Here is a 15,376-nt window from a genome sequence, read left to right as displayed (position 1 = left end):
AAAATAACCTACTTTAAGTAAGAATTTACATGCTGGATCTGATATTGAATCCATGAATTTAAATCGCTACTCAGTTTTTCAGTATATTTTGGTTGTTCACTGGCGATGTTTACAGCTTCATGTGGATCTGTTTTTAAATTGTATAAATAAGAGGTATTAGTTGTAGCATTATAAATAAATTTATAATCACCTTCTCTACAGCCAAAAAGCCAATCTGAATATGGAGTAAAGAAATAAACTTTTTCCCTTCTGTTTTTGCTAAACAAGTTTTCTCCCTGCCATTCATTTGGAATAGGTTTTTCTAAGATGGAAAAAATTGTAGGAGCCACATCGCTAATACCGGCTACCTTAGTTAGATGTTCTCCATTAAAAAGCTGCTTGTTAATAAAAATCAAAGGGATGCGAAGGTTCTCTTCAAATATTCCTCCTGCATGAGAAGTTTGTCCGTGTTGTCCAAAGGCTTCTCCATGATCGCCTAAGACAACAATTAGCGTTGAATTTAAAAGGTCTCTTTTTTTCAGCCCTTCTACCAGTTCCCGTAATGTTTTATCTGCATCGTGTAAAGCATTTAGGTATCTTTCCTTCAACTCATTATTCGTATTGAAATTTATCCTTTTACTTATTGAATAATAAGGGTAATGCGTCTGGTAGGTCCACATCATCGAAAAAAATGGAGTAGAATGATCTTTTTTTATCCAATCAAAAAATACCGTAGGCAGACAGGCGTCAGTGATTCCTTCAAGATTTTCATTTGCATATTGAGGATCAGAAAAAATAGGCACATTACAAGCATTTTGTCTAAAATCTTTTATCTCATCAATATCTCTATATTTTAAAAAGGAATCAGCACCTTGAAAACGATTGTCGCCTGAATTGAAAAAAGAAGTTCTATATCCAGCTTTTTTAAGCTCCGAAGAGATGGATGGCCATTTGATACCCGGTTTTTCAGCCGTAATAGACTTATAGGATAGGTACGGGTAACTGCTGCAAAGAAGAGATACCATCGATTTATTAGTTGCAGGGGCATGTGCATAGGCGGCATCAAATAGTACAGCCGAATGTTTAATGGAATCAAGGAATGGAGTGGCTTGATATATAGAGTTGTAAGGAGTAATATACTCAGCGGCCGCTGATTCCAATACAAAAATGATCACATTTTTTATGCTTGAATTTTTAAATGCAGATGCGTATTGAGGCTCTAAAACATTCTTATTCTTTCTGGCAAATTGATCGATGTTAACGTTTTTATTATAGATGCCTGATAGACCATTTTGTTGAAATAAGGAGGAAATAAAATAAATAACCGGATTCTCTTTTTTCCCTTCATCAACTGATAAATTGGTTTGGGTAATACAGGCCGTACTGAAAACCAGAATTAAAAAAGTAACTGTGATGACTGGACGCTGAGACAACAACCGATAAATAAGCCAAACCAAAGGAATTGCGGCAAGAATCATTACCAAATAAGCAAACAAATAACTTTTATCAATATTATCGCTTATTGCTCTTGAAGCATCAGAACTCATTAAAAAGTCAGAATAATATAGCCATCTGTAATTAAAAGGTCTTCCCAGTAAGGCTGTTATTTTGATGTTTGCAATTGCTATGGCTATAGATATGATGGCAAAGCCCGCAAATGTCCATAAGATTGGGCGTGGGTTGTTCTTTTTTATAAAGAATAAAACTCCAAAGAGAACTGTCAAAATGGTCGTATATATAAAGTCCTGCAGACAAGCCTTTAATAACAGGGGTAAACTAAGCAAAGGAGCAGCTAAGAACCGGCCTAACTCATCAATAGTCATTACTCTGATTATGATTAGAATGGTTAAAAGTGCAATGGGAATTGAAAAAAATAAAGCCCTTGGATTTAAAGGAGCAATAGCTTTTTTTATGAAAAATTTTTCAGCAATAAAAAGAAATAATGCCAGGGTAGAAATCATTAAGAAACACAGTACAGAATATTTTAACAAAGAAATGTGTTTGGTAGGTTTTAATTTGTCAACATCTGGTGATATTCTAATAACAGTATTACCTATAATCGTACGTTGATAAAAACGCTCATTGGCGAGTTGGTTGTGATCTGTAAAATCAACATTCGCTTTAAACAGGGCTGTTTTTTCTGCAAATTGAAAAAGATATTCAATGGTACAGCTATCTGGAACGTCGAGCTTTAAAACATAATCATCGCCTTCCTTTACCATAGGAGAGTGCATTACTTTATCTTGTATTGTGGTACCAGCGGGTTTATTTTCTGCCAGTTTCCAATAGTTTATCCCCCAAATCATCTTAACATAAGTTGCATTTGGTGCATGATATCTTATTTCAATGGTATTCGCTTTAGTTAAAAAGCCGTTCAGCAAAAGCGTAATAAATATTAAATATTTGAGCATTACAAATTATTAGATGTATTTATAAAGAGATTTCTTTGACGTTTAGATTAAAAGGTATTCTCAAATATATAGTATTTTGAATTGACAAAAAATATCCTTAAGGATGTATTTTTAGCACAAAGTAGGGACTCGGTGTCCGCTGGAGGGCGTGGATCAGTAATTTCATAAATACAATTTTTGAGGGCCGTGACTTGTGTAATAAAACGATAGAAAAAATAAGCGACAACCGGGGGGTGACTTTTGTTTATTTTTTTTGAACTAATTCGATTCGGGATTGTTGTTAAAACATCTGTTTAAGCTCTGGAATTGATGTGTTAAAAGCTCCTAAGAGGTTTATAAAATGAGAATTGAATCATGGAAACAAATAAGATAAAACAACTTCATGAATTAGGTCAGAGCATCTGGCTTGATTTTCTTGATCGCAACCTGATTAATTCTGGCCAATTAAAAAAGCTTATTGAACAGGATGGCCTGCGTGGCATGACCTCGAACCCAGCTATTTTTGAAAAGGCGGTTACTGGTAGTACAGCTTACGATACGCAAATCAGGGAACTTGCTGCCGCTCACCAAAACAATGAAGCTATTTTTTATGAACTGGCTGTAACTGATATCCAAAATGCAGCCGACCAGTTTGAAGCTATTTTTGCCCGGGAATTAGATGGTTTTGTAAGTTTGGAGGTTTCTCCGCGCCTGGCAAATGATACCAATAAAACAATTAAACAAGCTGTAGAACTTTGGAGAAAACTGGACCGGGAAAATGTAATGATCAAGATACCTGCAACAGCTGAAGGAATACCCGCCATCCGAAAAACAATTAGTGAGGGGTTGAACATTAATGTGACGCTGTTATTTGGATTGGAAAGATATCAGCAGGTGGTTGATGCATATTTATCAGGACTCGAAGACCGGGTAGCTGCTGGTCAGCCCATTGATCAGATTGCTTCAGTGGCTAGTTTTTTCCTGAGCCGGATTGATGTGCTGGTGGATCCGCAATTGGTAGCAAAAGGGCATGCCGAAATGAAGGGAGAGGTAGCGATTGCCTGCGCTAAACAGGCATATCAGATTTATAAACGTATTTTTAGTAGTGAGCGTTTCTTAAAACTTCAGGCAATGGGGGCTACTCCTCAACGTGTTTTATGGGCAAGTACAGGAACCAAAGATCCGTCGTTTTCAGCTATCAAATATGTAGAAGCATTGATTGGTCCGGAAACCATTAATACGGTTCCTATGGAGACGCTGATCGCTTACAGAGACCAGGGACATCCCGCCAGTCGCCTGGAACATGATATGGATAAAGTGATGCTTACCATGGAACAGTTGCAAAGGATTGGCATTGATCTCACGCAGATCAGTAAGCAATTGGAAGATGAAGGTATAGAGAAATTCAACCGTCCCTATGATCAGCTGTTACAGGTTATTGAAGAAAAAAAAGCGCTTAGGATTGCAATACCTAAATTATAAAAGGAGTAAAGGTGATGAAAAACAGAACCTTGTCATTGTTAATATTGGCCGCTGGTGGTTTATTTTTTCAAAGGTGCCAGCCTGCGGACAGAAATGCTAAATTAGGAGATAGTTTAGTGGTCGATCGGACTATTGTAGATACGGCTGAGATGACTGGCAGGGCAAAACTGGAAAATGAGATACAGACTGTCATGTTTATTGAAAAAGTAGCGTTGAGTAGCCTCATGGGAGATACTTTGGGGAAACTTGCGATTGAAAAGTCAACTAACCGGGGAGTCAGTGCATTTGGTAAACTTATGGAACAGGACCAGAAACGGATCAGTGCCGCACTAAAAGTTTTGTCATCAGCTAAAAGATTGAACCTTCCTATGGAGTTACCGGTAAAAGAACAGGAACAGATCCGACAAATGCGGGAAATGGAACCTGCTTATTTTGAAAAGCTATATTTGAAAATGATGATTGAGTATCATAACAAAAATATTGAACTTTTTAAAGGTGCTGGTAACAGTCCGGATACGGCAGTCAGTAATTTTGCCCATAAGTTTTTACCTGTTTTGGAAGCAAACAGAGAAAAAGCTTTAAAATTGTATTAACATATTGTTAATTGTTTGATTTTTAGTGTGGTGCGTGTATTTGTGTGCTGTTTTTTTTATAATTTTAAGTGTATCATAACGCTTGTTATTTTACATTAAGTGGGAAAGTATTATTTACACATATTTCAGTCATTATTATGGAAATTAACTACACAATCGTAGTCGCTGTCTTAATTGTCGTAGCAGCATTGATTATTTTTTTAATCCGAAGGAACATTAAGGATAGAAAAAAAATGGAAAAGGAAATAATCGATTCAGAGATTAAACCTGAAAAGCACGATTCAGGTCATGCATAAGCTATTGAGATGATACTATAATATCTTAAAGGGGCGGTAGAAAAAAAATCTGCAGCCCCTTTTTATTTATTGTTGGTCTAAAATCTAATTAATTTGTATATTCCGTAATTGCTTTTTAACCACATTATGAAACTTTACTAACCAAATAGCTTTTAATTATGAAACAAACGATTAACAAAAGTGCCTTATTTAGCGGGAGTTGCTTTGCGCTCATCACCACCGCATTTACCTTTTCTATTAGGGCAGGCATTTTACCCCAGCTTGGGGCGCAGTTTAACCTGACTGCGGAACAACTTGGATTTATTAACCTTATGTTCTTTTTAGGTTTTCCTATTTCTATGATTATTGGGGGACTGGTTTACCATACCTTCGGTCCAAAAAATATCATGAAGGCTGCATTTGTAGCGCATACGCTTGGAATTCTACTGACAATTTTTGCAGGAGGTTATACAGGTTTGCTAATTTCCACACTTTTTATCGGATTTGGTAATGGATGTACAGAAGCTGCATGTAATCCATTAATCGCAGATACTTATGCCGGACCGAAAATGAATAAAATGCTGAACAGGTTCCATATGTGGTTTCCAGGTGGAATTTTAATCGGCGCCCTCATCTCCAAATTTATGACTGATTTTGGGTTAGGTTGGCAAGCTCAAATGTGGGTTACTATGATTCCAACAGTTATTTATGCAGTACTGTTTTATGGAAAAACTTTCGTTACATCAAAAGAGGAAACCAATGTCTCACTTGGCGACAATTTCAAAGCAATGCTCAGTCCACTTTATATATTTATATTTCTTTGTATGGCCCTTACAGCTATTACAGAGTTCGGCCCGAACCAGTGGGTAAGCGTGATTATGAGTAACAGTGGCGCAAGTCCCATGTTGATACTGGCATTGACCAGTGGGCTTATGGCACTGGGCCGGTTTTTTGCAGGCCCGGTTGTGAAAACGCTGGGGCAGACGGGAGTGTTGCTAACTTCAGCAGTTTTAGCAGCTATAGGTATTTATATGTTCAGCGTGGTTACAGGACCTCTTGCTTATGTTGCTACCGTAATATTTGCCTTGGGTGTATGTTATTTCTGGCCTGTGATGGTTGGTGTAGTCGCTCAGCGCGTGCCGCGTAGTGGCGCTTTAGGCATGTCAATTGTTGGAGGGATAGGTATGTTTTCGACAGCGATATTTCAGCCCTTCATCGGCAGCTGGATTGATTCGGCAAGAGCTGCTAAAACAGCAATGGGGTTAACCGGTGCCCAGTTAGAACTTGCAGCAGGACAGGACACCCTGGTAAAGATGCTTACATTTCCTTCGATACTAATGGTGTTATTTATCATATTGTTTTTCTGGCAAAGAAAGTCAGTTGTTGCAGTAGAAGCACATTAAAAAAATAAGCAATAGCTACATAAAAAAAGCCACCAAGTGAAAACTAATTTACCTGGTGGCTTTTTTGGCGATTAATGGTATTGAATCAGGCATCTGGGATTTCAGGCTCTACCAGTCTGGCTAATTTATCTAATGAATCCTGCCAGCCCAAATAGCACATTTCTGCTGGTATAACTGCAGGGATGCCTTCCTGTGTAATTTTTATTTCTGTACCGGCGATTGTTTTTCGAAGCCAAACGGATGTGATCATTTCGCCCGGAAGATTGGGATCGTCAAATTTATCGGTGTATTTCAGAAATTCATTGGGTTTGATCTCCAGGTATTCTCCACCAAATGAATGGCCGTTACCAGTAGTGAAATTCAGAAACGACATTCGAAAAGAGCCTCCTGTTTTTACATCCATTTCATGGACTGTACAAAGGAAACCATATGGAGGAAGCCATGAAGCTATTGCCAAAGATTCAGTGAATGCCCGGTATACTTTTTCTGGAGATGCTTTAAGGACTCTGTGTAGTGAAACATTATTGTTTGACATAAAATCTATTTTTTCGTTTCCTACTCGTCTGGCTTTTCGGTTTCGCCCGTTTTTGTATTGGTCGCTGCTCCAATTTGCTGTTAATCGTTTTACCTTTTAACTTCAACACTACAAAGGTGGCAGGAAAAAATCATTTTTATACTGGCAAAATGTGACAATCTAAAGGGGGATTTGCGACTTGTTTTACAAGTGTTTATTTTTTAAAGTACCCGATTCTATTGTAAAGAGAGACGTAAACGATCGTAAGAAAATTATACAATAGAAACACGCGTGAGGGCTGTTTCGTGCTGAAAGTGGTGGTGAAAATGGAGAATTTATCTATATTGCGGTAATATGAATTAACTCTTAATCCATTGAAATCTATATTTGCTCTTGTTGTATTGTCCTTTTTTGGATTAGGTGCTTTTAGTCAGCTGAGTTTGCAGTCAGGAGAACAATACTTGCAAGGCATAGCCATGAAGAAGGTTGTGGTATCCTATGATGATCATACCGTATGGGCGATTAGTACATCAGGACAGGTATATATCAAAAGAAACGCTGAATCCGACTTTAGCATATATAACCTAATGGCAGGGGAAATAGTTGATGATATTAGTGGTTATAGTGAAACAGAAATGTACTTTCTGATCAAACCAAAAAAACTGATTCAGGTGAGAAATAATGTAAAAAATGAGCTTATTATCCCCGCGGCAGTTTCCGATATCAGAGGTATAGCATTAGTACTTGATGCAACCAAGGCGCCAAAGGCTGCGGAAACATTTAGTGATGACCCGCTTTTCCAGGATAGACTGGTTGTAGCAACAGATGAGTATTTGTATATGATATTGAGAGGAGAAACGACTCCCAATAAATATGAGATATACGGAGATCCCAATGTCAAAGACTTTAGTCTTGCTCGTACAAGCATAAAATCTGTAGAATTTAAAGGTCGGTATTCTACCACAGCAAGGTGTCCGGGTTGGGAGTCTGATTATTCTATAGTAAAGACAAAGAAGCCAACGACTTTTACTTCTACAATTCCAGACCGGGCACCTTATTCAGATATACGTTGTTCGCTTTTTGATTACAGTTCAACATTGTCTTACGATTATGCAATTGATTTTTGGGGCACGGCACAAGGTTTATATGTGAAATGGTTTGGGTTCTGTGAAGACAGAAACCCTATAAAAACAGTTATAACTGATCAAACAATCAATAGTCTGGAAGCGATCCATATGCTTTCGGTTATGGAGAAGAATACTTTTATACTGGCAGCGACAAACAACGGACTTTATTATACATCTGACCGTATTTATAGAAATGTCTATAGTAGTAATGAGGATCTTGATAGGATTAACTTTATTCCATTTCCACCATTATTGGGGTTAAAGGTAAATACCTTAGCAATTGACTTTACAAACTTTGTATCTATCGAGGAGACCCTCCGCGATCCTAACTATTATGCTTGCGAAAGGGTGATCTGGTTAGCCACCGATGAAGGGGTAAAGAAACTCTATACGATTTTTGACGGAGAGGAGTTCCAGGACAAGCAACTTGGTGAGTTTACAAGCTTTAAGCCGTCGGAACTTCTGAATGGAAATGAGTATCATTTTAATTCCTGCAGCGGCGAAGCAGTTGAAATTTTTAGCTCGATTCCTGGATATTTAGCTGGTCCTATTTTAATCCAGTGGTATAAAGATGATGTGGAAATGCCAGAATTGGTAGGAAAGTTTAATGTTTCGTTTAGTGAAGAAGGCAAATATAGGGCACATGTTACCGCCCTTTGTGAAAATGTGCGGATGAAGTCTCCATTTTTCTTTATTCATCATAAGTCTGCTCCGGAAATCACCTTCAATTATCCACCTGTAGTCAATCTCTGTGAAGATCAAACGCAGGAGTTACAGACAGTAAATAAAACTGGTTATCATTATAAATGGTTTAAAAATGGAATTGAATTACCTGGAGAAAGAAACCATAGTTATTTAGTTTCCGAAAGTGGAACGTATAAGGTTGCAGTAAGTAATTGTGAAGGCGTTTATGTACCGTCATCAGAAGTAGAAATTAATATCTTAACCCTTGCAAAACCCCATGTTACTGCCAACCGACTTGTTTATTGTGAAGGTGAAGTGCCTGAATTATCGATTCAAAATCTTGAACATCATAACGTAAAATGGTATTTTAATGGAATTGAACAAACAGAATTTGCAAATAATGATAGGATTCAAGCTTCTACTGAAGGTAATTATAAAGCAGTATTTGTAACTGATCTTGGTTGTGAGAAACCGTCGGATAACTTTGCGTTAGCAATCCATAAGAAACCAGTGATTGTTGTTTCAAAGCGTCCAGACCGATTATTGTGTTATAATGAAAGTGCTACTTTAACTGTGCCTTCATTCCCTGGTTACCGATATACCTGGAGCAATGGTGAAACTACAGCAAGTATAAATGCAGTAAGTTCGGGTACTTATACAGTAACGGTTACAAATGAATATGAATGTAGCAATGTTAGCGAGGCTGTTGAAGTTATCATTAATTCCCAAATTAACCTCAGTAGGCCCCCAGAATCAAAGGTTTGCACTTTTACAGGTGAAGAAATTACGCTTGTAGCAGATCAGGGCTATGAAAGTTATACCTGGAATGGTGTTAAAACTGTTTCTAATACCATGAAGGTAAAGGCCCCCGGAAATTATAACCTTGAAATAACTGATGCAATGGGATGTAAGGCTAGTATTGTATTTAAGGTGATTGCATGGTGTAAAGAGCTGGTTGTTGCCAATGCTTTTAGTCCAAATAATGATGGTAGTAATGATGTATGGCGTGTAGGAGGGTTGGAATCTGATCCACAAGCGTCTTTACAAATCTATAATCGTTTAGGAAATTCAGTGTTTAAAACCACTGGGTCAAATGCACAATGGGATGGTAAAATTAACGGGAATGATGCTCCTGTGGGAGTTTATTATTATATTATTAAAAGTAAGCAAAGTACAATGCCATTAAAAGGTAGTATTACGCTGATACGATAAATTTTCCACCAGGATTTAGCCTAATAAGAATTCCTCACTTCAAAAGTAGCCAACCTATTAGAATACTGTAAGAAATTCCGGATTCTCTGAATTGTTGCCGGAGATTTTTTAGTGCCTCTACAAGATGATTGTTTACGGTGTTTTTTGAAATGTTTAATTTAGCTGCAATTTCATCATGGTTAAGTCCTTCGTAACGACTCAGTTTAAAAACAAGTTGCTGTTGCCTGGGTAGTTTAGCTACAGATTGATCTGTAAACTCTTGCAGGTCTGCCAGTAATATCGCTTCTTCTGTTTCATTGTGGGCCTCATTAAGATCTGACCATAGTTTCTCCCGTGCAATGCCAGCTGTTGCTGCGTTACGTAATGCGTTAAGCGTTAGTCTTCGTGCAATTGTATATAAATAAGGCCCTAGTGGGTAGCGAGGATCTAGCTGATGTCTGCTGGTCCATAAACTGATTAGTGTTTCCTGAACAATTTCCTGACTCAGTTCCTTGTTTTTCAAAAAGCGCCATGCAAAACTATAAAGTTTAGTTTTGTAAGTATTATAAACCATAGCAAATATAGGCTCTTCACTATTGCGAAGTCCCAATATAAGTTTAGTTTCACTATGTATTTGCCCTTCCATGCCCCGGTTGATTCACCTGCACAAGGTAAAAATAACTCGGCAATTTGCCTTTACATAAAAAAATAAAAAAATCTATATTCCGACTAGTTGTATTTCATTGCTGGCGTGTATTACCTATATTATCTCATTATATTGTTATGGCAAAAAACTTCGATAAATCTAAAATACGTCAATTACTCATTGCTTATATTAGCAATGATATTCCGTATGCTGATTATAACGAGTTAATGGATTATTTGCAGGAAGCAAAGAACGACGGGGAATTACATGTTTTTATGAAGCAGGTTTGGAACGCTCAGCAAGTTATGAAACCTTTTTCTGAATTAGAATCTAAAGTATTGTACCAGCAGATTTTAAGTGATAAACGTTTCACTGGATCAACTGTTAAAATTAAAACACCCGCTTATAAAATGTGGTACGGTATCGCAGCGAGTCTGGCACTGTTGACACTCACAGCAGTGCTGATGCTTAATAACAGTGGATTTTATAAGGAGAAGGAGTTCGTATCAAAAAACATTATAAAAAATGACATAAAGCCGGGTACCAGCAAGGCCATATTAACTTTAGGTGATGGAAGCCGTGTTGTGCTAACCGGTTCCGAAAATGATTCCTTAATGAAAAATGCAGCCAACATTGCAAAAGCTTCTGAAGGACAGCTGGTTTATGATCATTCGGTTAAAACTGGCCAGTTGACTTACAATACGATTGAAACGCCCAGAGGAGGGAAATATCAGATTATACTTCCGGACGGGACTAAAATTTGGTTAAATAATAGTTCCAGGCTTAGATACCCGGAGAGCTTTTCTGGTCGGAAAAAACGTGAGGTAGAATTGAGGGGAGAGGCTTATTTTGAAGTGGCCCACAATAGGAAGCAGCCTTTTGTTGTGAAAACAGCGCAACAGGATGTACAAGTATTAGGGACTCATTTTAATATTAGTAATTATGCCGAAGAAAATGAAACCAGAACAACTTTAATTGAAGGGGTGGTTAAAGTGACCAAGAACCAGGGAAGAGATCCACAGAATGGCTTAATCCTGGCGCCAGGGCAGCAATCCGTTTTAACAGAGGGAGCGCTCCACGTCCAGCCTGCAGATCTGGAGGTAGCCATGGCCTGGAAAAATGATTATTTCGTATTTAAAAATGAGGATTTACCCAGTATCATGCGTAAAATATCACGCTGGTATGATGTCGATGTGATATACAGCAAAAACATACCCGACAAACGTTATGAAGGTTCTGTTTCACAGTTTAAAGATGTATCAGAAATACTCAGAAAGTTTGAACTAACAGGAGGTGTCCATTTTAAAGTAGAAGGAAGGAGGATTACCGTTATGCCATAAATTTACATTGTAACGGTAACTGAAAGAGCCAGGAGTGATTGGCGTCACCCCTGGTAAATTTAGGTTACCTTTTAAATTGTCTTCACACAACCATATCAACTAACCTAAACAATTCAAATGTATGAAATTTTACATTCAATTGAGGCGTAAGCTATTGCTTTACGTCTCAACCAAACGTATATTATCAAAACAAACAGTAATGCGGATAAACCTAACCTGTATACTGCTCTTAATTTCGCTAATGCAAGTAGCTGCATCAAGCTTTGCCCAAAGATTGACCTTGTCAAAAAAGAACATTACGCTGGAACAGCTGTTTAGGGAAATCAAGGCGCAAAGTGGATACGATTTCTTATATGAACCAACGGAATTGAAGAATGCCACGCGTATTAGCATCAATGTAAAAAATGCACAATTGAAAAATGTACTTGATGAGGCCTTTAGCCAGCAGCCTCTTAGTTACGCCATCGATCAGAATACCATTGTGGTAAGAAGGAAGGAAAAAAACTATCTCGATGTCATTGTCGACTATTTTAAAAAAATAAACATCACTGGAAAAGTCACTGATGAAAAGGGAAATCCTTTACCTGGTGCAACTATACGTATTAAAAGCACTGATAGAGCGGTTGTTACCAATGCGCAAGGGAATTTTCAGTTGAATGATGTAGAGGAAGGCGCAGTTCTTATTATTTCTTATATAGGCTACAGATCCAAGGAAATAATAAGTAAGCCTGGGTTTATGAATGTCATTCTTGATGTATCCTCTTCGGAATTGGCCTCTGTGGTTGTTGTGAGTACGGGATATCAGAATCTTCCGAAAGAACGTGCAACAGGTGCTTTCAGCCAGGTTAACCGTACGACCCTGGATAATCGGCCAGTTTCTAACTTATCTTCCGCATTGCAGGGCATGGTAGCTGGTATGCAGGGCAAGGAAAATGAAGATGGCAGTGTAAATTTTCTCATCCGGGGAAACACGTCTTTATTTGCGGATTCTAAACCTTTAATTGTAGTGGACGGTTTTCCAATTTCCAGTAGTGATTTTTCAGATATCAATCCGAATGATGTGGAGTCTGTAACGGTATTAAAGGACGCGGCGGCAGCTTCAATTTGGGGTGCCCGTTCTGCAAACGGAGTGATTGTGATTACCACGAAAAGGGCAAAAGGGAGTAACAAATTGCGTGTAGATGTAAATGCATTTACAAGAATATCAGACAGAGTAGATCTTAATCAGGTACTTACCCAGGCCAGTTCTGCAGATCATATTGCCTACGAACGCAAAGCTTATGACAGCAACTGGACATTTTTTCCGTATACCGGATCTTTTTATTATGATGTATTAAACCCATTAACTTTAGCTCAGGAGCTGATATACGCAAATAAATACGGAAAAATTGATGCCCAAACAATGAATGCCGGGCTGGACAGGTTAAGTAAAGTCGATAACAGGTCGCAAATTCAGGACCTGCTGATGCAAAAAGCTGTATTAAACCAGTATAACCTAAACTTACAAACCGGTACAGATCATTCAAAGACCTATGCCTCGATCATGTATGAAAACGATAAAGGAGCATACAAGAAGAATGGTTATGACCGTTTTAACCTGAATTTTAACAATGATTTTAAACTGACCAATTTTTTGAGCTTCAATTTCGGAGCCAATTTTCAATATAAAAAGCAGGAAACCAGTGGTGCCACGGTAGAGGAAATCCAGAACCTGTCGCCGTATGAGGTGTTGCTAAATCCCGACGGCAGTTATGGTGCAAACCTGAATGAATACAACAGGGAATTACTTGGGAAAATACCGTCTGGACTTTTCCCCTATGCCGACTGGTCTTATAATCTTTTACAGGAAGTAAATGGCAGAAATCTGAGTAATGAAAATCTGAGTGCGCGGGTTCAGGCCGGACTTAACCTTAAACTCTTAAAAGGGTTGACATTTGATTCTAAATTCCAGTACGAAAGGTCGAGAGTTGATTATAAAGATTACTACGATGAAAGTACTTTTTATGTTAGAGAGCTGGTTAACAGTATGACAGAATATAATGATGATACCAAAACAGTTGGACTTTCTTATATTCCTAAAGGTGGAATTCTGAGACCCAGAGCCTTTAGTGATTACGATCCATCAAAAGATATCAGTACTTCGGAACTGGAAAGTTACCTGATTAGGAACCAATTAAATTTTGAAAAAAACCTGACTGACAAGCACAGCATTTCAATTATTGCCGGAATGGAATTGTCTAAATATACGAGAACTACCAGGGCTAACCCTTATGTATACGGCTATTATCCAGATAAACTCCAGTCTACATTGCCCCCATATGGTTATGGAAGTTCGCTTGATCCGCTTTCTGATTTCCTGGGTGGTATATTTTCAAACACAGTTCCCGGAGGGAATACCTGGTTTGGATGGGGACGTGATAAATATGTTTCATTTTATAGCAATGCCTCTTATACTTATAACAATAAATACACCATTAGTGGAAGTGTAAGAAGTGATGCCTCTAATTTTATTACAGATGATCCAAAACTACGTTGGTCGCCGCTTTGGTCTGTAGGGGCAAAATGGAATATGAAGAATGAAAAGTTCATGGAAAATGTTGCTCCTGTTGACCGTCTGGAATTACGACTGACCTACGGTAAAAACGGAAATGTAGAAAAGTCTACCTCTACTAAAGCGTTATTGAGCGTAGGTGCCGCCCCAAACATTAATACAGGGACTATCATTGCTAACATTACCAGTAACGGAAACCCTAACCTGCGTTGGGAAAAAACAACTACTACCAATCTTGGGATTGATTTTGCTTTGTTCAACAATAAGGTTTTTGGTTCCATTGATTTATACAATAAAATAGGTGAAGGGATTATAGGTGACATTGCCCTTCCATCATATACCGGAACCAATAGCCAGAAATTTAATAATGCCGGAATCACCAACAGAGGTATTGAGCTCACTTTGGGTGCAAACTTTAACATCCCAAATACTCCTGTACGATATACCACTTCACTCACCTATGCTTACAATTATAATAGGGTTACCAGTTTGTACAACCCCGGCTTATATGTAGTTGATTATCTTGATCCGGCGCAGTTTGTGGAAGGCCATCCGGTAAATTCGGTCTATTCACTTACTTATAAGGGCATGGAGGATGGAATACCACAGGTGGCCGGGCCAAATGGTGCCTCTTATTCATTAAATGATTCGCAACTGATCTATTATACCCTGGGTGCTTATCTTAATGAAAAAAATTATGAGGGAACGGCGACACCTCCACATACTTTAGGTTGGGTAAATAATATTGAAGTTGGTGATTTTACATTGACGGCTATATTTAACGGTACGTTTGGAGGAGTTTACCGCAACCCGACTTTTAATTATTCGTCAGCAACAGTAGGATCGAATAAAACAGCCGTGAACCGTTTCGTAAGCGATGTACTGGCTGGTAACCCTGGTATTCCGGGTTTTGCAAAACAAAATGAAACGCAGCTCTATTTCTGGGACCGTTATACACCTTATCTGAGTAGTTTGGTTGAGAGTTCTTCTTATATTGAATGTAAGGAACTTACGCTGGGTTATACACTGGCGGACAGATTAGCTAAAGCCATACAGGTGGGGAACATCAGGGTTTTTGCACAGACCAGAAATCCGGGGTTAATCTGGAAAGCGAATAGTAAGGGTTATCATCCCGACTGGCTTCCGGGTACCAACCGCCCTGTTCAGACCTATACATTTGGTGTAAACCTTCAATTTTAAG

At 38.3% G+C, this 15,376-nt stretch carries 9 protein-coding genes; 6 read left to right on the top strand and 3 right to left on the bottom strand.

The window, feature by feature from the left end; all coding sequences use genetic code 11:
* Positions 1–8: 8 nt before the first annotated feature.
* Positions 9–2,390, bottom strand: coding sequence for an LTA synthase family protein (locus tag R2Q84_RS03450; RefSeq protein ID WP_316815132.1), 2,382 nt, complete (start codon positions 2,388–2,390; stop codon positions 9–11).
* A 354-nt stretch (positions 2,391–2,744) separates the two neighbouring features.
* Here R2Q84_RS03450 and tal point away from each other — a divergent pair, with 354 nt between their 5' ends.
* From tal to R2Q84_RS03435, 3 genes are all read left to right on the top strand, one after another.
* Positions 2,745–3,851 carry a transaldolase gene (gene tal, locus R2Q84_RS03445; protein ID WP_316815131.1) on the top strand — a complete coding sequence of 369 codons (1,107 nt, stop codon included), beginning with the start codon at positions 2,745–2,747 and terminating at the stop codon, positions 3,849–3,851.
* 14 nt (positions 3,852–3,865) lie between these two features.
* Positions 3,866–4,444 carry a DUF4142 domain-containing protein gene (locus R2Q84_RS03440; RefSeq protein WP_316815130.1) on the top strand — a complete coding sequence of 193 codons (579 nt, stop codon included), beginning with the start codon at positions 3,866–3,868 and terminating at the stop codon, positions 4,442–4,444.
* A 454-nt stretch (positions 4,445–4,898) separates the two neighbouring features.
* Positions 4,899–6,122, top strand: a complete 1,224-nt coding sequence (locus R2Q84_RS03435; protein ID WP_316815129.1) for an MFS transporter — start codon at positions 4,899–4,901, stop codon at positions 6,120–6,122.
* Positions 6,123–6,207: 85 nt separating this feature from the next.
* Here R2Q84_RS03435 and R2Q84_RS03430 read toward each other — a convergent pair whose 3' ends face one another.
* Positions 6,208–6,657, bottom strand: a complete 450-nt coding sequence (locus R2Q84_RS03430) for an SRPBCC family protein (protein WP_316815128.1) — start codon at positions 6,655–6,657, stop codon at positions 6,208–6,210.
* Between the two features lie 353 nt (positions 6,658–7,010).
* Here R2Q84_RS03430 and R2Q84_RS03425 point away from each other — a divergent pair, with 353 nt between their 5' ends.
* On the top strand, positions 7,011–9,659 hold the full coding sequence (locus tag R2Q84_RS03425) for a gliding motility-associated C-terminal domain-containing protein (RefSeq protein ID WP_316815127.1): 2,649 nt from the start codon (positions 7,011–7,013) through the stop codon (positions 9,657–9,659).
* Between the two features lie 34 nt (positions 9,660–9,693).
* Here the strand turns inward: R2Q84_RS03425 and R2Q84_RS03420 are convergent, their stop codons facing one another.
* Complete coding sequence (locus R2Q84_RS03420; RefSeq protein ID WP_316815126.1) at positions 9,694–10,284, bottom strand: RNA polymerase sigma-70 factor; 591 nt, start codon at positions 10,282–10,284, stop codon at positions 9,694–9,696.
* A gap of 137 nt (positions 10,285–10,421) precedes the next feature.
* Between R2Q84_RS03420 and R2Q84_RS03415 the strand changes: the two genes are divergently transcribed.
* Both R2Q84_RS03415 and R2Q84_RS03410 read left to right on the top strand, forming a co-directional pair.
* The gene (locus R2Q84_RS03415) at positions 10,422–11,624 is read left to right on the top strand and encodes a FecR family protein (RefSeq protein ID WP_316815125.1); all 1,203 of its coding nucleotides are present in this window, start codon (positions 10,422–10,424) and stop codon (positions 11,622–11,624) included.
* A 121-nt stretch (positions 11,625–11,745) separates the two neighbouring features.
* On the top strand, positions 11,746–15,375 hold the full coding sequence (locus R2Q84_RS03410; RefSeq protein WP_316815124.1) for a SusC/RagA family TonB-linked outer membrane protein: 3,630 nt from the start codon (positions 11,746–11,748) through the stop codon (positions 15,373–15,375).
* Position 15,376 lies beyond the last annotated feature (1 nt).

Source organism: Pedobacter nyackensis, assembly GCF_032678475.1.
GTDB classification, from domain to species: domain Bacteria; phylum Bacteroidota; class Bacteroidia; order Sphingobacteriales; family Sphingobacteriaceae; genus Pedobacter; species Pedobacter nyackensis_A.
The sequence above is the reverse complement of the archived record's forward strand: the minus strand, read 5'-3'. Positions and strand labels throughout refer to the sequence as shown.

Coding starts and splice junctions, on each gene's coding strand:
- R2Q84_RS03450 (WP_316815132.1), bottom strand. CDS start 2,390: ATGCTCAAATATTTAATATTTATTACGCTTTTGCTGAACGGCTTTTTA.
- tal (WP_316815131.1), top strand. CDS start 2,745: ATGGAAACAAATAAGATAAAACAACTTCATGAATTAGGTCAGAGCATC.
- R2Q84_RS03440 (WP_316815130.1), top strand. CDS start 3,866: ATGAAAAACAGAACCTTGTCATTGTTAATATTGGCCGCTGGTGGTTTA.
- R2Q84_RS03435 (WP_316815129.1), top strand. CDS start 4,899: ATGAAACAAACGATTAACAAAAGTGCCTTATTTAGCGGGAGTTGCTTT.
- R2Q84_RS03430 (WP_316815128.1), bottom strand. CDS start 6,657: ATGTCAAACAATAATGTTTCACTACACAGAGTCCTTAAAGCATCTCCA.
- R2Q84_RS03420 (WP_316815126.1), bottom strand. CDS start 10,284: ATGGAAGGGCAAATACATAGTGAAACTAAACTTATATTGGGACTTCGC.
- R2Q84_RS03415 (WP_316815125.1), top strand. CDS start 10,422: ATGGCAAAAAACTTCGATAAATCTAAAATACGTCAATTACTCATTGCT.
- R2Q84_RS03410 (WP_316815124.1), top strand. CDS start 11,746: ATGAAATTTTACATTCAATTGAGGCGTAAGCTATTGCTTTACGTCTCA.